The organism is Corynebacterium belfantii, from assembly GCF_041898185.1.
GTDB lineage: Bacteria > Actinomycetota > Actinomycetes > Mycobacteriales > Mycobacteriaceae > Corynebacterium > Corynebacterium belfantii.
In genome coordinates this window covers 2115514-2140680 of record NZ_CP157823.1, presented here as the reverse complement: position 1 = coordinate 2140680, position 25167 = coordinate 2115514, and the positions used below count along the sequence as shown (strand labels likewise).

General features: G+C 55.0%; 16 protein-coding genes and 7 pseudogenes. 12 read left to right on the top strand and 11 right to left on the bottom strand.

The annotated features are described in order from the left end of the window. The first annotated feature begins 67 nt into the window (after positions 1-67). The 3 genes from ABMV07_RS10665 to ABMV07_RS10655 are packed head-to-tail and all read left to right on the top strand — an operon-like array spanning position 68 to position 1661. Positions 68-583, top strand: a complete 516-nt coding sequence (locus tag ABMV07_RS10665; RefSeq protein ID WP_374064600.1) for an ATP-binding cassette domain-containing protein — start codon at positions 68-70, stop codon at positions 581-583. Then, positions 535-669 carry a hypothetical protein gene (locus ABMV07_RS10660; protein ID WP_374065024.1) on the top strand — a complete coding sequence of 45 codons (135 nt, stop codon included), beginning with the start codon at positions 535-537 and terminating at the stop codon, positions 667-669. The genes ABMV07_RS10665 and ABMV07_RS10660 overlap by 49 nt, the downstream gene beginning before the upstream one ends. After that, positions 624-1661, top strand: coding sequence for an ABC transporter permease (locus ABMV07_RS10655; protein ID WP_374064599.1), 1038 nt, complete (start codon positions 624-626; stop codon positions 1659-1661). The genes ABMV07_RS10660 and ABMV07_RS10655 overlap by 46 nt, the downstream gene beginning before the upstream one ends. A gap of 82 nt (positions 1662-1743) precedes the next feature. Here ABMV07_RS10655 and ABMV07_RS10650 read toward each other — a convergent pair. Further along, a pseudogene (locus tag ABMV07_RS10650) lies at positions 1744-3070 on the bottom strand (ISL3 family transposase). A 444-nt stretch (positions 3071-3514) separates the two neighbouring features. Here ABMV07_RS10650 and ABMV07_RS10645 point away from each other — a divergent pair. Both ABMV07_RS10645 and ABMV07_RS10640 read left to right on the top strand, forming a co-directional pair. Continuing rightward, entirely contained in the window at positions 3515-3754 is a 240-nt protein-coding gene (locus ABMV07_RS10645) for a hypothetical protein (protein ID WP_374064598.1), read from the top strand. A gap of 56 nt (positions 3755-3810) precedes the next feature. After that, positions 3811-4071 (top strand): hypothetical protein, encoded by a 261-nt coding sequence (locus ABMV07_RS10640; protein WP_374064597.1) that lies wholly within the window; start codon positions 3811-3813, stop codon positions 4069-4071. A 307-nt stretch (positions 4072-4378) separates the two neighbouring features. Here the strand turns inward: ABMV07_RS10640 and ABMV07_RS10635 are convergent, their stop codons facing one another. Next, positions 4379-4921 carry a hypothetical protein gene (locus tag ABMV07_RS10635; protein ID WP_312876048.1) on the bottom strand — a complete coding sequence of 181 codons (543 nt, stop codon included), beginning with the start codon at positions 4919-4921 and terminating at the stop codon, positions 4379-4381. A gap of 40 nt (positions 4922-4961) precedes the next feature. Then, positions 4962-5728 (bottom strand): annotated as a pseudogene (locus ABMV07_RS10630) (IS256 family transposase); the annotation flags it as partial. A gap of 121 nt (positions 5729-5849) precedes the next feature. Here ABMV07_RS10630 and ABMV07_RS10625 point away from each other — a divergent pair. Then, positions 5850-7194, top strand: a pseudogene (locus tag ABMV07_RS10625) (ISL3 family transposase). Between the two features lie 36 nt (positions 7195-7230). Next, positions 7231-7488, top strand: a complete 258-nt coding sequence (locus ABMV07_RS10620) for an ImmA/IrrE family metallo-endopeptidase (RefSeq protein ID WP_088266457.1) — start codon at positions 7231-7233, stop codon at positions 7486-7488. A 171-nt stretch (positions 7489-7659) separates the two neighbouring features. Here the strand turns inward: ABMV07_RS10620 and ABMV07_RS10615 are convergent, their stop codons facing one another. The 3 genes from ABMV07_RS10615 to ABMV07_RS10605 all read right to left on the bottom strand — a co-directional run bounded on the left by ABMV07_RS10615 (position 7660) and on the right by ABMV07_RS10605 (position 10169). Further along, positions 7660-8709: a trypsin-like serine protease gene (locus tag ABMV07_RS10615; protein ID WP_374064596.1), complete on the bottom strand. Its 1050-nt coding sequence runs from the start codon at positions 8707-8709 to the stop codon at positions 7660-7662. Continuing rightward, complete coding sequence (locus ABMV07_RS10610; protein WP_196977997.1) at positions 8699-9634, bottom strand: DUF418 domain-containing protein; 936 nt, start codon at positions 9632-9634, stop codon at positions 8699-8701. Before ABMV07_RS10610 ends, ABMV07_RS10615 begins: the two co-directional genes overlap by 11 nt. 154 nt (positions 9635-9788) lie before the next feature. Further along, positions 9789-10169 (bottom strand): hypothetical protein, encoded by a 381-nt coding sequence (locus ABMV07_RS10605; protein ID WP_374064595.1) that lies wholly within the window; start codon positions 10167-10169, stop codon positions 9789-9791. Between the two features lie 45 nt (positions 10170-10214). Here ABMV07_RS10605 and ABMV07_RS10600 point away from each other — a divergent pair. The 3 genes and pseudogenes from ABMV07_RS10600 to ABMV07_RS10590 all read left to right on the top strand — a co-directional run. Beyond that, positions 10215-11260, top strand: a pseudogene (locus tag ABMV07_RS10600) (IS3 family transposase); the annotation flags it as partial. A 111-nt stretch (positions 11261-11371) separates the two neighbouring features. After that, entirely contained in the window at positions 11372-12913 is a 1542-nt protein-coding gene (locus ABMV07_RS10595; RefSeq protein ID WP_374064146.1) for an IS1634 family transposase, read from the top strand. A gap of 17 nt (positions 12914-12930) precedes the next feature. Continuing rightward, a pseudogene (locus ABMV07_RS10590) lies at positions 12931-13323 on the top strand (transposase); the annotation flags it as partial. Between the two features lie 482 nt (positions 13324-13805). Here ABMV07_RS10590 and ABMV07_RS10585 read toward each other — a convergent pair. The 5 genes and pseudogenes from ABMV07_RS10585 to ABMV07_RS10565 form a co-directional block, all read right to left on the bottom strand. Continuing rightward, the gene (locus tag ABMV07_RS10585) at positions 13806-14033 is read right to left on the bottom strand and encodes an integrase core domain-containing protein (protein ID WP_374065023.1); all 228 of its coding nucleotides are present in this window, start codon (positions 14031-14033) and stop codon (positions 13806-13808) included. Next, positions 13966-14106 (bottom strand): hypothetical protein, encoded by a 141-nt coding sequence (locus ABMV07_RS10580; RefSeq protein ID WP_374065040.1) that lies wholly within the window; start codon positions 14104-14106, stop codon positions 13966-13968. Before ABMV07_RS10580 ends, ABMV07_RS10585 begins: the two co-directional genes overlap by 68 nt. A gap of 74 nt (positions 14107-14180) precedes the next feature. Further along, complete coding sequence (locus tag ABMV07_RS10575; RefSeq protein WP_374064594.1) at positions 14181-14594, bottom strand: DDE-type integrase/transposase/recombinase; 414 nt, start codon at positions 14592-14594, stop codon at positions 14181-14183. A gap of 295 nt (positions 14595-14889) precedes the next feature. Continuing rightward, positions 14890-15088, bottom strand: a pseudogene (locus ABMV07_RS10570) (hypothetical protein). Between the two features lie 131 nt (positions 15089-15219). Continuing rightward, positions 15220-15600, bottom strand: a pseudogene (locus ABMV07_RS10565) (winged helix-turn-helix domain-containing protein); the annotation flags it as partial. A gap of 192 nt (positions 15601-15792) precedes the next feature. Between ABMV07_RS10565 and ABMV07_RS10560 the strand changes: the two are divergent. Then, positions 15793-16029: a hypothetical protein gene (locus tag ABMV07_RS10560; RefSeq protein ID WP_088267004.1), complete on the top strand. Its 237-nt coding sequence runs from the start codon at positions 15793-15795 to the stop codon at positions 16027-16029. 180 nt (positions 16030-16209) lie between these two features. Continuing rightward, positions 16210-25143, top strand: a complete 8934-nt coding sequence (locus tag ABMV07_RS10555) for a fatty acid synthase subunit beta domain-containing protein (RefSeq protein ID WP_374064593.1) — start codon at positions 16210-16212, stop codon at positions 25141-25143. The last annotated feature ends 24 nt before the right edge of the window (positions 25144-25167 follow it).

Here is a 25167-nt window from a genome sequence, read left to right as displayed (position 1 = left end):
ACCAAACAGAGGCCAGGTCCGATTCCTCCCGCCTAGGTTGATAATGGGGGTGTCGTAGTATGGAAACATGCTTAGAGTAGATGCTTCAGTAGGTTATTCGACAACACTTTGTTCTTTAAAGCAAGAGTTTTCTGGTGGCTGTATATATGGCGTTGTAGGAAGAAATGGTTCTGGAAAGTCGACCGTCCTTCGTACGTTAGCCGGGGAGCTTTACCCTTTGGACGGACAGGTTCTACTTGATGGTGTAAAGACATACTCCATTAAGTCGATCGGCAAGATTATTTACGTAGATTCGCCAGTTTTTTACCCCGATATGTCGATTGGGGAACATATTAAACTGCTCGAGAAGACACGGAAGATTTCTTTCTCCGAGACGATAAAAACATGGGACTTGTCAGAGTTACTTGATCTGTCGCCCTCAAGACTCTCAAGCGGACAGCAACAACGCTTCTCCCTTGCGACACAGCTATCGGGGGGGGAGAGCCACAGGTATTGCTTTTGGATGAGCCTGAGCGTCATCTTGATGATTTCTGGATTGAGAGGCTTTGTACAATTTTGGAATCTAAAGCCTCCGAAGGCTTGATTGTTATTCTCGCAAGTCATTCAAAAAGAGTGCTTGATCTATGCAGCAAGAAAATTCACTTATCATCAATGTTGCGCAAGATTTAGGATACAAAGTGAAGTGGGCAGGCTGGCTTGTAGTTACAGCTTTTACTGCATTTTTTATTTTGGATTGGATCGCTACTGAGGCGTATAGTCACAACGTTACCGGTGAGTACTCTTGGCGAATAATCGTTCACATTTTCTCTTTATTTGTCACGGCCGTGCTTCTTGAACAATTTTTTCCAATTAAGTCCATTTCCCCTACAGACTGGGTTTATAAGGTTCAACCATCGCAGGAGATGCGGCTTAATATTTTTAGTGTTGTATCGCAGATCCTTAGCTGCACCTCCGTGGGGCTGGTCGTCGGAACGGCCAATGGTCACATTGGACTGTATTCGGCGATAGCCGCAATTTTAAGGATTGCACCGTTAATTCTACGCAAAGACACGATCCCAAAACTCTTAAGTGCTGGGCGGACCAAAATTGTTACCCAGGCAAGCGGGGTAGTTCTAGATTCAGAAATTATTCATGCTGCTGTGGCGACTACTCATTTGAGATGGATTAAAATTCCGCCAACGACGAATTATGCTTTTTTAACATTTGCGAGAATCATCAGGAAGCCATACTTGATTTTATTTGGGCTTGCTATTGTCCTTTTGACTTGGAGTCTAGTGCAGACTCTTCCTGTGCAATCTTGCATCTTTTTCTTGCTGTGTTGGGCGGTGCTTGGCGGAGCGGTAGCTCGGTGTGCAGATTTTTCCCGACTAGAAGGCAGCGTATATCCGAAAAGCATATTGTTATTCGTTTATTCACTGCTAGCGGCCGTCGTTTTTTGGCTTATTTATCAACCTTCGCACCCTCTCATCGCAGCTATGTTTATCGTCCCTACGGTTGTGTGGTGTGGTTGGACCCGAAGCAAGAAGAGATTCGTCGAGCAACTTAGTTTCATAGAGACTGGGGTATTCGGGGCCTTTTCACCCGAGCAAATGAGTTTTTATCTCACAGGATTGTTCCCTATTTTTCTCGCATCAGTAATCATCTCCTCCCATGCCATTTAGTTTTTAGGAGAGACTTAGGATAAGAATCAAGATATACTGGAATTCACACTGATGTTTTAGCGTGCACTTTCACTGTCCCCCTCTAGAAAGTGGCTCTTCGTAATTGAGGGTGTAGAACCGGTCTGAAGCCGCCGGACTCGAGCAGACATCTCGCAATGTAGTGCGTGAGGTTGCGGTATCCCAGTGCTAAGCCCCGTAGGTGTTCGAGCCTGCCATTGATCGCTTCGGTAGGCCCGTTCGATGTTCCCAGTCGGGTGAAAAACGCCAGGACATCAGCAGCTCGACGCTTCAGAGTCCGTCCTAACCGCTTGAGTTCGACCAGTCCTGTTGGCAGATTCGTTGTCAGATCGTCGATGACTAATTGTAAGGGCTTCTTGCCCTCGTTGCCGTCGTTGGTTCGGTAGGCGCTCACAATGTCTTGATAGACGGCCCAGGTGACTTCGACGGCGGTGAAATTGGCGTTGGCGAACAGGCCTACGATCCCCTCTCCTGCTGCTTGGCCGTGAGCAGATCAGCACCGGTGTGCAAAGTCCTACGCGCCCGATACAACGGGTCTGTCGCTCGTCCGCGATGCCCGGTGGTCTCCTGCTGAATGCGGCGGCGTACCTCGTCGAGGGGTATCACCGGCGAGTTTGACGACGTGGAACGGGTCCATGACTTCGACAGCCTCGGGCAGTTCCTCAACGGAGGCTGTTTTGAAGCCGGAGAATCCGTCCATCGCGACGACGTCGATGCCATCACGCTAGTCTTTCGTTCGGGTGTTCAACCATTGTTTGAACACCTGTTTCGACCGTCCGGGCACCATGTCGAGCAGGCGTGCCGGCCTGTTTCCTGGCTGATGGGAATCAGGTCGATGATGACGGTGACGTACTTGTCACCGCCCCTGGTGTGCCGCCAGACGTGTTCGTCGACACCAATGACGCTGACCGACTCGAACCGGGCCGGGTCGACGCGGTCAGCAGTCGATGTCCCTGCGCGAGGATCGCGGAGTTCGCGGTGTGCCAGGACACGGCGAGTTTGTATGCGATCACGGACACGGTGTCGTGGTCGATGACAAGGGCACACAGCGCCCAGTCGAGGCCGGTTCGCGAGATCTTCGCTCGTGGTGGCGCCACAGCAGTGGTGTTTTGACGCCATACGCGGCCGCATTCGACGCATTTGTACCGGCGGAGGCGAATGTGAAGCGTGGTGGGCCGGTGGCCGAAGGGTTCGTAGGCGAGGCAGCGGACGACGGTATCGCGGACGATCCCGTGTCCGCCACACCGTCACCACCAGTCATCGGCAGTGTTGGGCTGGCATTCCAAAATGGCTTTGTGCCCGGTGATGTGCTGGCCAATGCAAGTAAGGTCGAGGGAGTCGAGTCGGCAGAATGTTGTGAGGTCAGGAGATGAGAAAGTAGGCTTGGACACGTCGAGGTCTTTCGGATGGAGTGTGCTAGAACTTCCATCATCGGAAGACCTCGGCATCTATCCGGACAGCGCCACGCCGTGTCCTGGAATCACTGATCCACACCCTCAATTACGAAGAGCTACATAACCCCAGGCCACAGCGTTAGGACTCAGAAAACACCGGATTTGTTGTGAAAGTCGGGTGCTCACGCCGAGCCCAGCCGTCCTGGCTGCGACTCGGTCTTTTTATGTCTCGAGTTGCTTGAAACCCCTGGCATAAAGTCACCTACGGGCGAAAAGTCATGGCCCGTGAGCGAGATGTTTGCTCCCGGGGTACCAGGGATAAAAATTACGTTATCTTTCACCGTTTCGCGTTTTGACAGCGGGCGGCAACTATCGATAAAGTAAGGAAATTACTTTTGTCTCACAGCAGTCTCATCCTTTTACTCTTCCAAGGAGATTCCTATGTTCAAGCGTTCGCTCGCGTCCCTCGCTGTCGTCGCCGTGGCCTCTGGTGCGGTTGTTGCGCCGGCGAATGCCCTGACTGTCACGGTCAATGAAGATATGACCTGCACCATTAAGCAAACTGATGAAGAAGCTAGCTATACAAACTTGGCTCCGACGGTAAATGTCAACAAGGAAAAGCTAATCATCTCAAAGCGAACTACGGAGAAAGTCATCTGTCTACCCTTCACGCGAAGATAGCGGAGCTTAAACAAAAACTGGCTAGCCCCGATCTTAGCGACGCAATGAAGAAGGACTTGACGAGACAGCTGGAGGAGAAAAGGAAGAGGCTCACCGCCAACGAAAACCTCAGGAAAGCGCTGGATGAGTGCATCGCCGGTCGGAACTACAACTCGAATAAGCCCGATGGCCCGAATAAGCCCGATGACAAACGCGCTCTGCCTTCGACCAACGGAGCAGTAATCGGCGCCATCGTCGCGGTTCTCGGCATCCTGGCCGCCGCTCTGCCGTTCATTAAGTCGATACTTCCGGCTCAGCTGCGGGCTCTCCTGCCGTAAGCAGGTACCCACTCCAGGCTCAGTGGTCTCATCCCCGCCGCGGTCTCAAAAGAGATTGTGCGCGGGGATTCGTGCTTTCCTGGTAAGCATAGGGCATGCTCGTGGCGATAAGGCGTGTTTTCCCAGTACATGGAACATAAATGCATGTCGCAATTAGGTAGAGGCCTAACAAAGTGAGACAATTTGGCGATATTTCTTGTTATAAGGGCGCGCCGTACGGCGCTGCGCCGGCAAGTAACACCCGCCATAGAAAGACTGATGACTTTTACCTGACTTTCACAATTTGGTTTAGTCCGCGAGTTTCGGCTTAGGCCTCAAGGATCGTGGTGATGAGGTTCGTGGTTTCTTCGTCGATGTTGGGCGGGATGTCGTAGCGGTGTGTGCCGGTATCAATGGTGGCGTGGCGCAGCCTTTTAAGACGCTCCACTAGTTTCGGCGCGGTCACACCACTTATGAGGAATACGTGCTTTGACATGGCTAACGCCGCCATCGCAACCGTCAAGTGAGCACGGATAGCGTCGTGCGTACGGTGGAAGATTGGTCGCGCCTGCACATCGGTTTTCGCCATCCGGAAGGCGTTTTCGATGTGGTAGAGCTCGTGGTAAAAACTCATGACATCTCGACTAGACAACTGCTCCTGGGAAATACTGGTGACGTAGCCTTTCCAACTGGCTAGCGACAAGGCCTTGTCGTAGGCTTCCTCGTTGACACTAAGCTTCGTCCCGGCCTTGGACACGAACCGTGGAAGACGAGTTGGTGTGGTTTCGTTGACGGCGGCTTCGGCTTTTTCTTTTTGCTTACCGAGTAAATACACGTCGTACTTGTAGCGCTTGGGGCTGAACCCCACCACCAAAGGAGCGTGTCAAGTTGTTTGTGTGGGGGGATGATTTCTAGAGGTATTGGTCGAAGCGGTCCGGGTAGGCGACGGCCATTTGGTTGATGGCTTGTTTCCACCCGGAGACTTTCCTGCCTTCGACAAGGCGGCCGGCTGAGGCAGCAACTCGCCAGCCTTACTTGGCTCGCTTAGCTAAGCGTTTATCTTCGATATTGCAGATCATCAACCACAACGTCTTCAACGCCGACTCATCGCTAGTAAATTGGACGCGGTTGCAGGTAGCTTTACACAGCTCATTGTTAAACAACTCAATCGAATTCGTGGTGTAGATAACCTTGCGAGCTGCCGGCGGGAACTGCAAAAAACGGCACGAACCGTTCCCACGCGTCGCGCCAGATTTTGACGGACCTGGGGTATTTCTCTCCCAGCTCAGAATCTGCGAATTCTGACCGTGCCGCCGCCGCACCGGCCTCATCAAAGGCGGTATAAACCTTCTTCAACGCTGCCGACACGGGCTTGCGGTCTTTGTAGGCTACCCACCGGTTAGCAGCACGAATAAGATGCACCACACAGGTTTGCACCATCGAACCTAGCCAGGTTGCCTCCACTGCCTCAGGCAGGCCCTTGAAGCTCGTCACAGCAGACAATGAAGACGTCTTTGACCCCACGGTTTGACAGGTTGGAGCATACTTACGCACAAAAGGACGCGTCTTCTTCCTTGGCAATCCACCAGCCCACAATGTTTTTGATTCCGTCGACATCAACACCGATAACCATATAGGCACTCTTGTTAACTACACGGCCACCATCACGGACTTTGATGGCTCTTCGTAATTGAGGGTGTGGATCAGTGATTCCAGGACACGGCGTGGCGCTGTCCGGATAGATGCCGAGGTCTTCCGATGATGGAAGTTCTAGCACACTCCATCCGAAAGACCTCGACGTGTCCAAGCCTACTTTCTCATCTCCTGACCTCACAACATTCTGCCGACTCGACTCCCTCGACCTTACTTGCATTGGCCAGCACATCACCGGGCACAAAGCCATTTTGGAATGCCAGCCCAACACTGCCGATGACTGGTGGTGACGGTGTGGCGGACACGGGATCGTCCGCGATACCGTCGTCCGCTGCCTCGCCTACGAACCCTTCGGCCACCGGCCCACCACGCTTCACATTCGCCTCCGCCGGTACAAATGCGTCGAATGCGGCCGCGTATGGCGTCAAAACACCACTGCTGTGGCGCCACCACGAGCGAAGATCTCGCGAACCGGCCTCGACTGGGCGCTGTGTGCCCTTGTCATCGACCACGACACCGTGTCCGTGATCGCATACAAACTCGCCGTGTCCTGGCACACCGCGAACTCCGCGATCCTCGCGCAGGGACATCGACTGCTGACCGCGTCGACCCGGCCCGGTTCGAGTCGGTCAGCGTCATTGGTGTCGACGAACACGTCTGGCGGCACACCAGGGGCGGTGACAAGTACGTCACCGTCATCATCGACCTGATTCCCATCAGCCAGGAAACAGGCCGGCACGCCTGCTCGACATGGTGCCCGGACGGTCGAAACAGGTGTTCAAACAATGGTTGAACACCCGAACGAAAGACTAGCGTGATGGCATCGACGTCGTCGCGATGGACGGATTCTCCGGCTTCAAAACAGCCTCCGTTGAGGAACTGCCCGAGGCTGTCGAAGTCATGGACCTGTTCCACGTCGTCAAACTCGCCGGTGATACCCCTCGACGAGGTACGCCGCCGCATTCAGCAGGAGACCACCGGGCATCGCGGACGAGCGACAGACCCGTTGTATCGGGCGCGTAGGACTTTGCACACCGGTGCTGATCTGCTCACGGCCAAGCAGCAGGAGAGGGGATCGTAGGCCTGTTCGCCAACGCCAATTTCACCGCCGTCGAAGTCACCTGGGCCGTCTATCAAGACATTGTGAGCGCCTACCGAACCAACGACGGCAACGAGGGCAAGAAGCCCTTACAATTAGTCATCGACGATCTGACAACGAATCTGCCAACAGGACTGGTCGAACTCAAGCGGTTAGGACGGACTCTGAAGCGTCGAGCTGCTGATGTCCTGGCGTTTTTCACCCGACTGGGAACATCGAACGGGCCTACCGAAGCGATCAATGGCAGGCTCGAACACCTACGGGGCTTAGCACTGGGATACCGCAACCTCACGCACTACATTGCGAGATGTCTGCTCGAGTCCGGCGGCTTCAGACCGGTTCTACACCCTCAATTACGAAGAGCCCATAAAGGCGGCCCCAAAGCTGCATAGCTCCCCCACCGGCGCATAGTCAGCCTCCGGCTTGGAATGGGTGACAGGGAAACGCTGTGCACCCTCGCTCACGAACTGGGGCACGCCCACTACGGTGATCCGCCCGAGCATGATGGGTGGCGAGAGAAAAGAGCTGACCGTTTCGCCGCCCGTATTCTCATCACCCCCGGCGAGTATGCGGTGGCCGAGCGCTTGCATGGCCCCTGCCCCGGGGCCATCGCCTACGAGCTAGGGGTGACCGCGCACCTGATCCAAGCGTGGAGAAGCGTGTACGAAAAGGTGATCGTCATATAAAACAGGGAGATAACACTCCCCAACCTCGCCCTATAAGCAAAGATAGGGGAAGTCCGGTGTATTCTATGCTTTTGTCAGCACTTTCTTAAACCTCTAGGCCTGCACCTGTGTGCCCGAATTGGGTGACACAGGTGCAGCCGCCCAAGTCTAGTAGGAAGCCATATAGACCTTCTAGGGCTGGCGATCGCGCAAACCTGGAATACGTCCTAAAACCGCAGCAGCAAGAAGCCCAATCGTCGCGATACCGACATACAACCACACGTGATCACCACTGGTCTGAGGAACTTTCGGCGGCTCAGGTGAGTTTTTCGCGGTAAGGATAGACTCTGTATCACGTCCGCTCACTATTCCGTCGATCCACTCTTTAGCACCGGACAGCGTGGTAATCGCAGCACTAGGTGACGGCAAATCCGGATCTCCGTTTGAGGTACCCGCGGTCATAAGTCCAGCAAGTTTGCCATCCACAAAGAAGGGACCACCGGAGTCACCACCCTGCACACCAGCACGGCCTGTCGAATGTACATCGAGGAGGGCGCTTCCGATTAGCGGCGTCGGACCATCCGGCAAACTAGCGCCCTCTGGCGGCGTCGACGTCTCACCGAGACTGCCAGGACCGGGCATAGGAATACCGGGCATTGCCTCGGCAGCCGGAACACTTTCCCCCCCTTCTGGGGCATCTGGTTGTTTCCCCTCTTCGGCGACATCTGGTTGTTTCCCCTCTTCGGCGACATGGCCGGACGGAATGCCACCAAGGATCTCAGAAACTTCCATTTCTGCCTTGGGTAGGAGACCTCTTCGAGCCATCGGGGAGCTGCTACTCCATCCGTAGATGGTACCTCGCTGGCCGGGCTGCGGTATATCGGTGGCAATAGTTGCAGGCTTAACACCGGCAACAGGGGTAGTGAGGTGGAGAAGGGCAGCATCAGATACCGGGGAAAGTGCCCACGAATCCGCTTCATAAATAGTTTTGTTAATACGGGCTTGCGTGCCCTCATTGTTGACGGAAGAGAGGCAATGACGTGCAGTAATAACCCACTGCTCAGCAACGAGGGTACCGGTGCAATCGCCAAAATTTCCTACGCGACCTATCTTCAACTCAGCAACTGCGCGAGCCTCGGCAGAATCCCCGGCCGGCTCGCCGTATTCAAGGGCGCTGGCTGGGGACGCAATGAACGCGATAACACCGATGGTAAGCAGGGTAGGAATAAGTTTATGCTGCATGGTGATCCTTCTTTCCGGCAGGAACGGCGATGTTGATGGCTTTGGAAACAACCCACTCGGCTGGCCCCTTCCCTATTATGCGGTGCCACAGGGTAGCAAACACGAGGAAGAATACTATGAAAGCACAGGCCCAGCCGGTGTTATGCAAAGCGATGTGACTCTGCCAGTAGTAGGCAGTGAGCACATGCAGAATGTAGATAGTCAAAGACATTGCACCGAGGGCAGCGAAGGGATAGGTCAGCTTGGGCACGGTGCGGCCAACAATAAGGCACAGATGCAGTACGATCGCAGCGACCATAACCGACAATACAATCTCCCCCAGCACGCCCGTATGGCCGGTGAAACGCAGCCAGCTAGGTACATCCGGAGTAAAGCGGAAGTAGAAACCCACGGCGGCGAGGGCGACACCAGCTGCAGTAACTCCCCACTGAACAGCAGCACGATGACCTCGTACATACACCTCAAAGAGCAGCATTCCTGCGACGAGATAGGCGACATAAGCTAACAAGGGGTAAATCTGAGGCAAGGTCATAGGGGCATACTTCACAGTCGCAGCCACAGTTGCCACAATAAAGAGGAGGAGTTTCCACCACCAACGCAATGGTGGAACCCAAGAAACGAGGATCATAGTAATTCCGATAACCACGAGAACGACTTGGATTTCTCCGCCGACGGGCAACAGCGCTATTCCGATCAAGGTAATTATGCAACCACGCGTAAGAATCCGCAGGAACGAAACTACAGTGAAATCGCGGCCTATGATCATCAACGTAATACCTGCAAATATAGCAAATAGTGCTGCGGAAAGACCATTGAGAATGACCTTATTATACCATACGAGCGAGGCCATATGTATGACAATCATGCTTATAATGGCAAATGAACGGGCTATATCTAACCCTAAGATGCGCGAAAGTGCAGGCATCTGTGTTCTCCTTCATGATGTGATGGGAACATAATTCTGTGAACCCATGTGTATAACGATTTTTACCAAGCCACACTGGATAATTACTGTGAGAACTTTATGAATGGCCTACCAGCCATAAGGAAAGTGCAACAGCTGGAGTTGAATCTTTTTCTTAGAGATAGAAGTGGAGAGAAAAGAGCTTACTTGGGTTTTCCATGCTGCATTGGATTTTAGCGCCTAAAGAACAAAACGATCGACCTGAAAAATCAACCAACCAAGGAACCACCGCAGCCAAAGAAGACCAGCCGTAAATAACTCCCAGAGACACAGTACAATCAGGTACCGCGCTCCCTGAATTGCTTATGGGATAGTTTGAGCCCTCTGGCAAGTTCCGCTTCGACAAATCATCTTCAGTAACGATGTGCTTATATACAACCGTTACTGAATCCCCGTGGTCAAGGATGAATTTTTTACTTTCATCAGAATTAGACCATTCCCAAAACAGGCTTTGGTATAGCGGTAAAACCCTGGCCGTTTTTGAACTGCTCCCCATTAGTTGGACTGAGAAATCAGTTACCTACTAGTGGGGAGCAGTTGTATGTGTGCACGTAGTTCGTTGTCGGCGGGACAGCGGGAAGAATTGGTGGCTCTTTTCGAGCAGGGTTATAGTTATTGGGCTGCAGCTCATCATGTTGGTGTTGGTGTTTACCCAGTCCGTGCTTTGTTTCGTCGGTTCTTGCTCCATGGCAAGCTATGTCTTGTGGAAAAGCCTTCAAAGCAGCAGTACTCTTTCGAAATCAAAAAGGAAGTTGTCCAACGCCATCTAGCTGGCGAGTCGAAGATGGATCTGGCCCGTGAGTTTGGTCTGTCGTCGGATCAAGTGGTCGGATATTGGTCGCGAAAATGGCGCAAAGGTGGTGATGACGCGTTAAAGCTGAAACCGAAGGGCAGGCCTAAAGGTTCAGCTAAGCCGAAGGTGCTTACTGAAGAAGATAAGCTGCGTCGCGAAAACGAACGGTTGCGGGCTGAAAATGCTTATTTAAAAAAATTGCGGGACTTGAGGAACCAGGGACACGCCTGAAAGCCCAGGCGATCGTCATCCTCAAGTCACAACACCGCTTGGCAGATCTCCTCGCGGCGGCAGATATGCCGCGGGCGAGATTCTTCTACCATCAAAAGCGACTCGATAAGCCGGATAAACATGCTGCGGTAAAGCACGCAATCCTAGAAAGTTTCGAAGCCAACAAGCATCGCTACGGCTACCGGCGAGTGTTGCTGGACTTGCGCAACAAGGGCTGGGTGGTCAACCACAAACTCGTCTACAAGCTCATGCACCAGATGGGTCTTCGGGCTAAAATCCGTCAGCGCAGGCCCTATAATTCCTACACAGGAACTATCAGTCGCATTGCTGACAATAAGCTTGCCCGTAAATTCACTCCAGACAAGCCCAACATCGTCTTTGTCAGCGTCGTTACCGAATTTAGGGTTGCAGGCCGCAAAGTGTATTTATCACCGGTAATGGATCTCTTCGACCGCTGTATTGTCGCTCACACCGTGGCTACATCACCGTCGATAGCATTCACCGCCGATTCCCTAACAAAGGCGATTGCAGCCTGTGCGCCGAAGCCTCCTGACTTGGCTCATTTTGGTGTGTTGTAGTTCATATTGACGTTTCTGCCTGTGGGGTTGGGTATCAGAGTGCGGGTTTTGTCTGACTAAGCGGGTAGCGGTGGGGGTGCCGGTAGGCTGTTGAATATGTCACCGAGTATCCGCCGGGTCCCGACGGCGTCGGGTGCGACCGCTGTTCAAATCATCTGGCGGTACCGCAACCGCAAACCTGAAATCGAACACGTCGGCTCCGCCCATACCGACCACGATCTCGCAGCGCTGATGGTCAAGGCTCAGCGGCTTGTCGATGGCGAGCAAATTTCACTTGACCTCAAAGTGTTGCCTTCTGCGGTTGCTGTGTCTGGAACAGGCACGGTTGATAATCCCGTCACGGTATCCGGTGAACGCGCAGGTCTTCTCCTAGACGCGATTCGCGGGGCCTTCCAACTCCTTGGCCTGGATACGGCAAGCGGCAAGGACGAGGTGTTTTTCAACCTGGTCCAAGCCCGTATTATCTCGCCGGGTTCCAAGTTTGATTCCATTGAAACTCTGGCAGAAGTCGGCGTGGCCTCGGCTTCATACGCGACTATAAAGCGCTACCTTCCGCGGTATGCCGACAAAGACTTCCGCGACCAGATAACCCACGCGCTAGCCACACACGCGGCCATTGGTCCTGGTGTGATGGTTCTCTACGATGTGACAACCTTGTATTTTGAAACTGACGTGCCCGACGAGCTACGCAAACCCGGGTTTAGTAAAGAACGCCGACTCGAACCCCAGATCACTGTCGGGATGCTCACCGACTCCACCGGCTTGCCCTTGGCGATCGGCGCGTTTGAAGGCAATCGTGCGGAAACGCACACCATGTTGCCAATGATCCTGCGTCTTAAAGACGCCTACCACCTTGACGACATCACGATTGTTGCTGATGCTGGCATGTTTTCAGCCGCCAACAAGACCGCGATTATCGATGCCGGGTTGGACTACATTCTGGGCACGAAAGAACGCGAAATCCCAGAACCAATTAAAGCCTGGCTAGATGCAGCGGAAGGGCGCAGCTACACCGACTACGACGACGGACACATCTGGACCCACCGTCACCACAGCGACAAACGCCGCACCAGCGGCAAACCGCAGGCAGTGACCTATTACCAGTATTCCTACGATAGGGCTCGGCGCACAAGGCGCGGCATCGGCGAACAACTAGATAAAGCCCAGCGTGCTGTTGACGGAAAGATACCCGTCAAGCGGAATCGATACGTCAACCTCAAGGCCCCGAATAAGCAGGTCAACCACACCCTAGCCAACAAGCACCTAACCCTGGCCGGGATTAAAGGATACGAGACCTCACGCACAGACTTAAAACCCCAGGAAGTCATCGGTGCCTACCGGCGCCTGTTCACGATCGAGAAATCGTTCCGAATGGCGAAATCAGACCTGAAAGCCCGACCGATTTATCACCGTAAAGAAGACTCCATCCACGCACACCTAACCATTGTGATGGCCGCGATGGCCACAGGCCACGTGTTGGAACAAGCCACGGGCCTGTCGTTGAAGCGATTAGTGCGAACCCTGAAGAAATACCGGACGTTTACCGTCGAAATCGCAGGCCAGACCCTCCATGCACAAACCGACCTGCCCGCTGACATCCGCGAACTCACCGAAAAGCTGCCCCAACCGTCTGACTAAATTGAGCCAAGTCAGGTCACACCGTGGCTACATCACCGTCGATAGCATTCACCGCCGATTCCCTAACAAAGGCGATTGCAGCCTGTGCGCCGAAGCCTGGATGGATGATGCACACCGATCAAGGCTTCCAGTACCAGCATTCAACCTGGCGTAATCTAATCCACGACAACGGCGGTGTTCAGTCAATGTCGCGTAAAGCTAATTGTTACGACAACGCAGTAATGGAGAACTTCTTCGGACACTTAAAAACCGAGATGTACCACGGAGAAGTTTTTGGAACCGTCGAGGAATTCACCCAAGCTGTCGAAGACTACATCCAGTGGTATAACACCGAACGCATCCAACAACGACTCAAGGGCCTGACCCCGATGCACTATCGGAATCAGGCCCTTGAACCCCTAACCACCTAGAATTAAACCAGTCCAACTTTTGGGGGCTAGTTCATTTTCATCACTAGCGGGTCTTCAGCAAGGTAAATTAATTGCTTTTAGATGTAGGATCGTTGGGATCATTCTTATAACTATTGTTAGTGAATTTGACGCAAGTCTCAATCGCATCTCCCAAACCAGGTTTCAAACGTAAAAAGTTAGGAATACCACGTTGTTCTTGATTTTTAGCCTGAAAGGACTGAACTTCCGCAGAAAAACCTCACATTTTTACCCAGCCAAGCGCCCGTGAACGCCTTCCAAGAGTGTCGCCTCTACTTGGCATCGGAGTTGCTACCAGCGACGGCGCTGAGGTGGCGACCAGATACACGGCTAACGTTTCACTAAGCGCCTTATCTAGCTTTCATACATACCCACTTAACTGATAGTGAACTATTTCCAAACTAGTATAAAGCTTAATTTTAACTTGTTGAAAATTGAATCGTGAAGTGCCCCGGGTTTTGTTCCTAGGCATTTGCCTTGATTTCTATTATTCCCTGTTGCGGGTTCTGCTTCCAAAAATCGGTTTCCACTTCAACTGGGGGTCGGTATCCCAAGCTTTGGTGGAGTCTATCTTCGTTCCACCATGACACCCACTCGAACGTCGCGATTTCCACCTCGACAACATCATCCCACCTGTGAGTATGGATTAGCTCGTTGTTGTGAGGGGCCGTTAACGTTTTCTGCCAGAGCATTGTCATAAGAATCCCCGACAGTTCCGGTGGAAGCTGTAATGCCGTGCTGGGCAAGTCGCTCGTTGTAGACCACGCTGACGTACTGTGAGCCGTGATCTAAATGGTGAATGAGCCCTGTTGTTTGTTCAGCACACTTGGGTCGCCTGGTTAAGAGCTTGCAGCGGCAACACCTGAAGTCCGCATGGAGTCTGATAACGCCCACCCAACGATCCTCCGGGAGTAAACGTCGGTGACAAACGCGGCGTACACAAAGCCATTGTTCGTGCGCACATACGTAATATCGGCCACCCACAGTTTATTCGGGCCCGAAGCTTTGAACTCACGCTCGACTAAGTCTGGGCGCAGATCAGGCACATTAGGCTTACGGGTTGTGAGAGGTGATCTGCCTTTGCCAGAAACACCGGCTAGGCACATCAACCGAGCAGTTTGTTCACGACCGATATCAATTCCGTCACGGTAAAGAGCATGCCACATTTTCCGTACACCTAAGACGCTGTAATTATCCCGATGAACAGCACTAATGCGTTCAATCAGCACAACTGTCACGAAGGCGACGAGCACTTAAGTCCTCGGGCCTTGGACTGGCGATACCCACGCGAGGTGATAAACCCACCAGCCCGGTTATTTTTCAACGCCAGTGCAGATGAACTCGACGGAAAAACTACTCCGGTATTCATCGATGAATCGGATCATTTCTTAACGTTTGGGGTCTGGTTCCGACGCGAAAAAAGCTGAGGCAGCCTTCAGCAGCTCGTTAGTGTCGCGTAGCTCTTGATTTTCACGACGTAGCCTCGCGTTCTCGGCGGCCAAATCTTCAGGCACAGGTTCTGGGATGTTTCCCGCACGGCGGGCAGGCTTAAGTCCATTGACGGGCCGTGTGCCATGAAACCCCCAGCTTTGGAGCTACTGCCTGGCACGCGGGGTGCATCGACATATTTTCCGCCAAGATGCGGTCTTCCACGAGACGGATCACACGGTCCTTGGCATCCTGGTCAAATTTTCTTGGCATGTTCCAGATTTTCCCATCTACTCAAACGGAACAAAACCCGGGACACTTCACGTCAATTCCGCCATCATTAGATTGCCCCACATGTTTTTTCTTACCGTTGGTTCCGCCGTATCCCATCGCCCATAGAAGTTCGATCACAGCTTTTCGAAGAATTCGGGAGAGGCTTGCTGAAGTCGATTACGAAGCTCTGTCTCTAACTTTGTAGTTAAAGGCTTGCTCATTATTCGCCATAACCTCGATGGGGCTTTGTAATTCTTCGTTTACGGGAGCAATGGAACTAACTGTAGGATCGTCTTTTTTACGCGCATTTACTTCTTCTTGGTACGTTCGCCACGATGGCCATTCGAGCATGTCTTTTTCTGGATAGGTTTTTAGTTTTCTTGACTCTACTTCACGACCATTTGCTGTGATTGCGTAATGGCCGCGTTGTGGGCGTTCTAAAAGTTGGGCCTGGGTGAGTCCTGAGCATGCCCAATTGATGCGATTGATATAGCGTGCTTGCCCAGAAGGAACCTGTTCGGCGTGTACCTCTGTGCTCAGCCCGAGATGGTCAGCGACTTTTGTACATAGTTCGCGGAAAGGTACGACTCTGCCGTCGACTAATACGCTGAGGACGGCTGGGGAAACTGGTCGATTGTTGGCGCGTTGCCAATGCTCATAAAACGATTTTCATATTGTTCCTATTCGCGCGCATTGATTTTCACTCATTTCTCGCTGGTTTACTCTCACCTTGGCGTTACCATTGCTGGTATGAGTATTTCTCGGCATCTGGATCAGTATTTGAGTGAGCGTGGTTTGGTTCAGCGCGCGGAAGTTGTGCCGGAGGATGGGTGTCAGGAGTTTTTACCGGCGGATCGTTGGTTTGGCGACATGCCGGAGGGCGAAATGGTGGAAAATGACACGCCGCAAAAAGATTTTTTTGACGAAAGTACTGGCGATGTTATTGATCAGGCGCGGTCGATGATTGAGGATCTTTTTCGCAGCTAGAAAGGTTTGCGGGCAAAACTTTACCATCGAGGTAGGGGGGGTATGTGGCGGGCCATCCCGGTCCAACCTGCCCTGAAAAAGATGACAGTTTCCTCATATTTTGTGGCATATTAGTCTGGCAAAAGTTTTTAAGGCAGAACCTTCTTCATGATGGTCCGTAATTACAGGAGAGACAATCAGGTGACTGAACACAGCATCTTTACCAGCCATGCGGCCGCCTCTAGGTTGATCGACAACCTCGACGAGCAACCCTTCGCCTTGGTGTTTTCTGGCCAGGGTTTCGATTGGTTGGAAACGTTGCGTACCTCTGTTGAACAGGGCGCAGCACGCACTCTCGCCCCGATTATCGACGAGGCCGCTGAGATCCTCAAGCCTGCCGGAAGGTACTTGGCTCCGTGGCAGCCGCAGGGATTCAAGCCGATCGAGTGGGCTCGTTCGGAGTCGCTGGCATTGGATACGCAGTCGGCGTCGTTAAGCGTGCCAGGCATTGTGGCCGCACAGCTGGCAACGTTGGATCAGCTGGAAAAGCAGGGCTTGGATCTGGATAAGGCTGTGGCCAGCATTGGGCATTCACAGGGCATTTTGGGTGTGATGGCGCATGCGGATCTGACTCGTGCGGCGGAGGTCCTTGCGATTTCCCAGCTCATTGGTGCTGCGATTGCGCGTCAGGGCCGGATCACTCACATGGTGGTATCAGACGAGGATCGTCCTATGGTGTCGATCGAGGGCGTAACCCAGCAACAGCTTGAGGCTGCAATCGCTGCTGCGGGTGTGGCTTCGGAGATTGGTCTGCGCAATGCGCGTTCCACTTTTGTGCTGGTTGGTACGCCTGCGGATAACCAGAAGGTGATCGAGGTTCTGCAGTCGCAGGCTGCGGCGAGTGCCCGCGAGGTTGAGAATAAGCTGCGTGGCGGTCGCGCGTTTGAGCCTGTGGTCAAGCCTTTGGATGTTGAGGTGGCGTTCCATCATTCTGCGATGGCTCCTGCGGTTGATGTGGTCGTGGAGATGGCAGCTGCGTGTGGCATTGATTCTGAGCGTGCTCGTGAGGCGGCGCAGGCTGTGATTGTGACTCCTGTGGATTGGCCGCGTGAGGTTGCGCAGGCTACGGCTGCGGGTGCGCAGTGGCTTTTCGACGTCGGCCCGAACGGTGGCGTGGTGTCGTTGACGCAGCAGGCTGTGGTGGGACAGCAGGTGGCGTCGTTTGCTGTGTGTGGCAACGAGGGCCAGGCGGCGTTGTTTGATGCGGGTGCGGCTCCTGAGCTGCCGGTTTCTTTTGAAAAGTTTGCGCCACGGTTGGTGCGTCGTAACGGTGAGGTGGCGGTGTCCACCAAGTTCACGCAGCTGACTGGTCTTAGCCCCATGCTGTTGGCGGGCATGACGCCTACCACCGTGGATCCTGAGATCGTGGCGGCAGCGGCTAATGCTGGCCACTGGGCTGAGCTTGCTGGTGGCGGCCAGGTCACCCCAGAGATTCTGGAGGGCAACATTGAGCGACTAACGCAGCTGCTTGAGCCTGGTATGAATGCGCAGTTTAATTCTATGTTCTTGGACCCGTACCTGTGGAAGATGCAGGTGGGCGGTAAGCGCCTTGTGCCCAAGGCTCGTGCCCATGGTGCTCCGATTAACGGCATTGTGATTACTGCGGGTATTCCAGAACACGATGAGGCTGTGGAGCTGGTGCGTGAGTTGCGCGATTCTGGTTTCCCGTGGGTGGCGTTTAAGCCTGGTGCGGTCAAGCATGTGACCAAGGTGTTGGCTATTGCTCGTGAGATCCCTAAGATTCCGGTGATTATCCAGGTTGAGGGTGGTAAGGCTGGTGGCCACCATTCGTGGGAGGAACTTGATGAGCTGCTGATCGCTACGTATGCGCAGATCCGTGCGTTGGATAATACGGTGCTGTGTGTGGGTGGCGGTATTGGTACGCCGGAGCGCGCTGCGGATTATCTCACGGGTCAGTGGGCGCTGGCGTATGATCTGCCGGCTATGCCTGTCGACGGCATCTTGGTGGGTACTGCGGCCATGGCAACGAAGGAAGCGAAGACGTCTGCTGCTGTCAAGCAGATGTTGGTGGATACCAAGGGTTCTCAGGATTGGGTTCCTGCTGGTGGCGCTGTTAATGGTATGGCGTCAGGGCGTTCGCAGCTGGGCGCGGATATTCATGAGATTGATAATTCTTTTGCCAAGGCTGGCCGGTTGTTGGATGAGGTTGCTGGCGATGCGGATGCGGTGGCGGAGCGTCGTGAGGAGATCATCGCGGCGATTGATAAGACGGCGAAGCCATTTTTTGGCGACCTCGACCAGATGACGTACCGCGCGTGGTTGGAGCGTTACCTTGAGCTTTCTGGCCCTTACCAGAGTGCGTGGACTGATGTGAGCTGGCATGGCCGTTTCGTGCAGATGCTGCATCGTGCGGAGGCGCGGTTGGCGCAGCAGGATCATGGCAGTTTTGTAGCCAGCGTGGAGTTGAGTGTGGATGAGGATCCACACGCGGCGGTTAAGGCGTTGGCTAAAGCTTATCCGCTGATCGATCAGGTGGTGCACCCTGCGGATGCGGCATGGTTCTTGGAGCTTGCGCGCACCCCTGGCAAGCCGGTGAACTTTGTGCCGGTGATTGATAAGGATATTCGTCGCTGGTGGCGTTCGGATTCCTTGTGGCAGTCGCAGGATGAGCGTTATAGCGCTGATCAGGTGGCTATTATTCCTGGTATTGCTGCGGTTGCGGGCATTGATCGTGTGGATGAGCCGGTTGCGGATCTTTTGGCGCGTTTCGACGCAGCCATCGTGGCGCGTCTTTCCGGCGAGCAGGTCTGCGAGAACTCTGTGCGTGTGGTTTCTCGCGTGCTTGCGGCGAGCGGCACGTACTGGGCTGGCCGTCATGAGAGCAACATTGTGCAGCGTGTGGGCGCCTCTGAGCAGTGGGAGGTTTCCGAGGATCAGAAGCGTGCTACGCATCCCAGTGGTGCCACCTTGGTGGAGTTGGATGAGGATCATGCGCTGTTGAATGTGGTGCTGGAGGGCTCTACTGCTCCTGGTACGCATGCGGTGTTGCCGATTTGTATTACGGCACCAGCTAAGCCAGGCCAGGTCCCAGGGGTGACTACTGCTGATGCTGAGGAGGCCATGGGTGAGCTGACGCGTATTGCTGCTGGTGGCAACCTTGGTGAGGTCACAGGCGATAAGGTGACCTCGACGACCACCATTGACCGCGGTCATGTTGCGGACTACGAGCAGGTGACAGGTTCTGGTCCGGCACCGGACATTCTGGTGGGTAAGGCATGGCCTGCGATTTTTGCGGCTGTAACACAGGCGAAGATTCCTGGCACGGATGATTCCGTGATCGAGGGTATGTTGTCGCTGGTGCACTTGGAGCACCACATTACGGTGGTCGACCACGACCTGTTTGCGCAGATCTGTGCCAGCGAGCAGCCGATTGATATTGACGTGACCGCCCGTGCGGAAGATGTGAGCGACACCACCATTGGTCGTATCGTGATCGTGCGCGCGGAGATGTTCGTCGGCACGCAGCTGGTGGCAAAGCTCAGCGAGCGCATGGCTATTCGCGGCCGCCATGGTTCTGCTGTGGCACGCACGAATACGTCCGCGCTGCCCACCGTGGTGGATACTCCGCGCTCGTTCCGTGGTAACAAGACGGTGACCGCACCGGCATCGATGCTGCCATTTGCCATGGTGTCGGGGGATCGCAACCCACTACACGTCTCTGACGTTGCCGCTCAACTGGCAGGTATGAACGATGGTGTGATCGTGCACGGCATGTGGACTTCTGCCATGGCGGAGCTTGCAGCTAGCGAAGACGGCAGCATCGTGATCGAATACACCGCGACCATGCTGGCGCCGGTACTACCTGGCCAGCAGGTGGAATTTGTTGTCGAGCGCAGCGGCGTAGATAGCCGCCCAGGTGCTGGCGAGGTGCGCGAGGTCACGGCAACAGTTGAGGGCACCGTGGTTCTTACTGCTACCGCAGTGATGGCGGCACCGACCACGTTCTATGGTTTCCCAGGGCAGGGGATTCAGCACCTAGGCATGGGCATGGATGGGTTTGCTCGTTCTGCCGCAGCGCGTGCGGTGTGGGAGCGTGCCGATAAACACACCCGTGAGAATTTGGGATTCTCCATTGTGGAGATCGTGAAGAACAACCCCGAAGAGGTTCGCGTTGCTGGGGAGACATTCCAGCACCCCAAGGGCGTGTTGTTCCTTACCCAGTTCACCCAGGTGGCCATGGCTACCCTCGGCGTTGCTCAGATCGCTGAGATGAAAGAGGCGAAGGCCCTTAACCAGCGAGCACTGTTTGCCGGTCACTCGGTGGGCGAGTACAACGCATTGGCCGCCTATGCTGAGGTTCTTTCGCTCGAAAACGTGGTGGAGATCGTCTACCAGCGCGGATTGACCATGCATCGCCTTGTGGAGCGCGACGCCGAAGGCAACTCCAACTACGGTCTAGCAGCTCTTCGCCCCGACAAGATGGGGCTCAGAGAAGCAGAAGTCTTTGATTACGTAGCCCAGGTCGCCCAAGCAAGTGGCGAGTTCTTGGAGATCGTGAACTACAACATTGCAGGCAAGCAGTACGCGGTGGCGGGAACGTCGAAAGGCCTGCGTGCCTTGGCTGCGGATGCGGAAACCCGCGCGCCGGGCAAGCGTGCCTTTATCCAAATCCCTGGTATTGATGTGCCGTTCCACTCCACGCATTTGTTGGATGGTGTGGGCGCGTTCCGTGAGCACTTGGACTCGCTGATCCCCGCTGAGATTGATTTGAGCACGCTGGTGGGCCGCTATATTCCGAACCTGGTGGCGCGTCCGTTCGAGGTGACTCGCGAGTTTATTCAGGCGATGCTTGAGGTTGTAGACGCTCCGATTTTGCGCGCTGCGTTGGAGAACTTTGATGAGGAGATCCGCGATGAGGTTCGCTTGGCTCGTACCTTGTTGGTTGAGCTGTTGGCGTGGCAGTTTGCGTCGCCGGTGCGTTGGATTGAAACCCAGGATTTGATTATCCGCGGCGATGTGGATCGCTTTGTGGAGGTCGGCGTGGGTTCCTCGCCAACGCTTGCGAACATGCTGGGTCAGACGTTGGCGTTACCGCAGTATGCGGGTGCTCACCTTGAGGTTTTGAATGTTGAACGTGATCGTCCTGTGGTCTTTGCTACCGATGAGTTGGTGCGCGAGGCCCTTGAGGTTGAGGTTGTTGCGGAGCCTGAGGTGGTGTCTGCGCCGACGGCTGCGACTCCGACAGAGGCTCCGGTGGTAGCTGCGCCGACGCAGCGTCCGGATGATATTGATTTCTCGTCTGCGGATGCGACTGAGATGTTGATTGCGTTGTGGACTAAGGTTCGCCCTGATCAGATGGGTGCTACGGATTCGATTGAGACGCTGGTGGAGGGTGTGTCTTCGCGTCGTAACCAGTTGTTGTTGGATCTGGGCGTGGAGTTCGGTTTGGGCGCTATTGATGGCGCTGCTGACGCGGAGCTTACGGAGTTGAAGTCCACGGTGTCGCGGATGGCGAAGGGCTACCAGGCGTTTGGTCCGGTGCTCGGCGATGCGATTAATGATGCGTTACGACGTCTCACCGGCCCTACGGGTAGGCGCCCTAATTATGTTTCGGAGCGCGTGGCTAACGCGTGGGAGCTTGGTGCTGGTTGGATCGATCACGTGACCGCTGCTGTGGTGTTGGGTGCGCGCGAGGGGGCGTCGTTACGCGGCGGAGACTTGGCAACGTTGAGCCCTGCGTCGCCTTCGAATACTGCTGAGCTGGATCAATTGATCGATGCTGCGGTGCAGTCGGTTGCTCAGGCGCGTGGCATTTCGGTGGCGTTGCCAAGTGCCGGTGGTGCGGGCGGATCCGTGGTGGATTCGGCGGCGCTGGGTGAGTTCGCGGAGCGCGTTACTGGCGAGCAGGGTGTGTTGGCTACTACCGCGCGTACGATTTTGAGCTCCTTGGGCTTGTCGGCTTCTTCTGGTGTGGATTCCTTGGATGAGGCGGACGCGGATGCGGCCTTGTTTGATCTGGTGTCGCAGGAGTTGGGTTCGGACTGGCCACGCCAGGTTGCCCCAGCGTTTGATGCGACCAAGGCGGTGCTTCTCGACGACCGTTGGGCCAGCGCTCGTGAAGATATTGCGCGCGCCGCAGTGTCGGGTAACGCCCCTGAGATTGATGTGACTGGTCTTGGCGAGGCCGTTGCTGCCCAGGCTGAGTACTGGGGCTTTGATGAGCTGGCACGTCAGGCGCGCGATACCACGCCGCTGCGCTATACGGATGATATTGCGGTGGTCACGGGTGCTTCGCCGCGTTCGATTGCTGCCTCGGTGACGGCTGAGCTGCTGGCAGAAGGTGCCACCGTGGTGGTCACTACCTCTAGCCTGAACCATTCTCGACTGGCGTTTTATAAGGACCTGTATCGTTCGGCTGCGCGTGGCAATGCTGCGCTGTGGATCGTACCTGCAAACTTGTCCTCGTTTGCGGATCTCGATGCGTTGATCGAGTGGATTGGTACGGAACAAACCGCCACAGTTAACGGCAGCAGTGTGCTGATTAAGCCAGCTCTGGTTCCTACCGTGCTGTTCCCATTCGCGGCACCGCGCGTGAGCGGTTCACTGGCAGATACCAGCCACCAGACGGAAATGCAGATGCGCTTGCTGTTGTGGTCGGTAGAAAAGCTCATCGCTGGGCTGTCCAAGATTGGTGTGAACACCCATGTGGGCGAGCGCCTGCACGTGGTGTTGCCAGGTTCTCCTAACCGTGGCCGCTTTGGTGGCGATGGTGCTTACGGTGAGGCCAAGGCCGCACTGGATGCGCTGGTCAACCGCTGGAGCGCAGAAAATGCGTGGAAGTTTGATACCTCGCTGGTGCATATCTTGATCGGTTGGGTGCGTGGCACCGGTTTGATGGGTGGCAATGATCCGCTCGTGGCAGCGGTTGAGGCTGCTGGTGTGACCACCTACTCCACCGAGGAGATCGCTAAGGTGCTGGTAGCGCAAGTGGAGCCTGAGGTTCGCCAACGTGCCGCGATTGCCCCAGTCCAGGTGGATTACACCGGTGGTTTGGGCACGGCTGACCTTGATCTTGCGGAGTTGGCACGCAATGCCACAATGCCGCAGGCAGAGGGCGATAACACCGAGTCTGGTACGACACTCAAGGCGTTGCCGTCGCTACCTCACCAGCTGGCAGCCCCAGCACCGGATTTTGCGGGACAAGTCTCGCAGAAGCTCGATGACATGGTCGTGATCGTTGGCGCTGCAGAGCTTGGGCCTTATGGTTCCTCACGCACCCGCTTTGAGGCAGAAACCACCGGCGACTTGAACGCCGCTGGTGTGCTTGAACTGGCGTGGACCATGGGACTGATCCATTGGGATGAGGACCCAACCCCTGGCTGGTACGACGCTGACGACCAAGCGATTGCAGAAGAAGACATCTTTGACCGTTTCCACGATGAGGTGCTAGCTCGCGTGGGCGTGCGCCGCTACCACGACGACTTTGGCATGGTGGATAACCTGGCCCCAGAGCTGACAACGATCTACCTAGATCAAGACATCAGCTTTGTGGTGACCGATAAAGCCGTTGCCAAGACATTCTTGGAGTCCGAGCCAGAGCTGACCACGGTGGCACAAAACCCAGAAACTGGGGAGTGGATTGTTACCCGCAAGGCAGGTTCTGCGGTACGCGTGCCGCGTCGTATGGCGATGAGCCGGTTTGTGGGCGGCCAGATTCCAGAAGGATTTGATCCTTCAGTTTACGGAATCCCAGCCGACATGGTGGATAACTTGGACCGCGTGGCACTGTGGAACCTCGTGTGCACGGTGGATGCGTTCTTAAGCTCCGGATTTAGCCCAGCTGAGCTGCTGGCTGCGATCCACCCAGCTCGTGTTTCTTCCACCCAGGGCACCGGCCTTGGTGGCATGGAGTCCATGCGTTCGCTCTATGTGGACGGCCTGCTTGCCGAGCCACGCCAGAACGACATCCTACAGGAAGCACTGCCGAACGTGATGGCTGCGCACGTGATGCAGTCTTATGTTGGTGGCTACGGCCAGATGATCCACCCGGTTGCCGCATGTGCTACAGCTGCGGTGTCGGTGGAAGAGGGCGTGGACAAGATCAAGCTGGGCAAGTCCGACTTTGTGGTCGCCGGCGGTTTTGACGATCTGTCGATCGAGGGCATTACTGGCTTCGGTGACATGGCGGCTACGGCGGATTCTGCAGAAATGGCTGCCAAGGGCATTGAGGATCGTTTCTTCTCGCGTGCGAATGACCGCCGTCGTGGCGGGTTCGTAGAAGCTGCTGGTGGTGGCACCGTGCTGTTGGCGCGTGGCTCGCTTGCCGCAGATTTGGGTCTACCGGTTCACGGTGTGATTGGTTTTGCAGAGTCCTTCGCTGATGGTGCACATATGTCGATCCCCGCGCCCGGTCTGGGGGCGTTGGGTGCGGCACGCGGTGGCAAGGATTCCCGCTTGGCTCACCAGTTGGCAGCGGTGGGTGTGACTGCGGATGACATCACGGTGTTGTCTAAGCACGACACCTCCACCACTGCGAATGATCCGAACGAGTCGGATCTGCATGAGCGTCTTGCCAAGGCATTGGGCCGTACCAAGGGCAATCCCATGTTTGTGGTGTCGCAGAAGTCGCTGACTGGCCATGCCAAGGGTGGCGCTGCTGCCTTCCAGATGATCGGGCTTACCCAAGTGCTGCGCAGCGGTGTAGTCCCTGGCAACCTAGCACTCGATTGTGTGGATCCGGTGTTGCGTGAGCACAAGCACTTGGTGTGGTTGCGCAGCGCTATGCAGCTAGGAACTGCCGCCAAGGCTGGTTTGGTCACCTCGCTGGGCTTTGGTCACGTGTCTGCGATTATTGCGATTGTGCACCCGCAGGCGTTTCTGGAGGCTTTGGTTGCTGAGCGCGGTAGCGCGCAGCAGTGGCAGAAGGCCGCCCACGCCAAGGAGGAAAGCGGCCAGCGTCATCTGCTCAAGGCGATGATGGGCAAGGCCACCATGTACCAGCGTCCGGTGGATCGCAACCTTGGCAATGGTGGCAAGGAACTAGAGGCAGCGGTGCTGCTGAATGATTCCGCCCGCTTGGTTGACGGTGTGTATGTGGTTGATCCAGTATCTTAAAGCTGGATCATAAAAGTGAAATGA

What these genes read in the sequence shown, in the direction of transcription:
- ABMV07_RS10620 (WP_088266457.1), top strand. Translation starts at nt 7,231, where the DNA reads ATGGGTGACAGGGAAACGCTGTGCACCCTCGCTCACGAACTGGGGCAC.
- ABMV07_RS10585 (WP_374065023.1), bottom strand. Translation starts at nt 14,033, where the DNA reads ATGCTCTGGCAGAAAACGTTAACGGCCCCTCACAACAACGAGCTAATC.
- ABMV07_RS10595 (WP_374064146.1), top strand. Translation starts at nt 11,372, where the DNA reads ATGTCACCGAGTATCCGCCGGGTCCCGACGGCGTCGGGTGCGACCGCT.
- ABMV07_RS10645 (WP_374064598.1), top strand. Translation starts at nt 3,515, where the DNA reads ATGTTCAAGCGTTCGCTCGCGTCCCTCGCTGTCGTCGCCGTGGCCTCT.
- ABMV07_RS10560 (WP_088267004.1), top strand. Translation starts at nt 15,793, where the DNA reads ATGAGTATTTCTCGGCATCTGGATCAGTATTTGAGTGAGCGTGGTTTG.
- ABMV07_RS10605 (WP_374064595.1), bottom strand. Translation starts at nt 10,169, where the DNA reads ATGGGGAGCAGTTCAAAAACGGCCAGGGTTTTACCGCTATACCAAAGC.
- ABMV07_RS10665 (WP_374064600.1), top strand. Translation starts at nt 68, where the DNA reads ATGCTTAGAGTAGATGCTTCAGTAGGTTATTCGACAACACTTTGTTCT.
- ABMV07_RS10610 (WP_196977997.1), bottom strand. Translation starts at nt 9,634, where the DNA reads ATGCCTGCACTTTCGCGCATCTTAGGGTTAGATATAGCCCGTTCATTT.
- ABMV07_RS10615 (WP_374064596.1), bottom strand. Translation starts at nt 8,709, where the DNA reads ATGCAGCATAAACTTATTCCTACCCTGCTTACCATCGGTGTTATCGCG.
- ABMV07_RS10655 (WP_374064599.1), top strand. Translation starts at nt 624, where the DNA reads ATGCAGCAAGAAAATTCACTTATCATCAATGTTGCGCAAGATTTAGGA.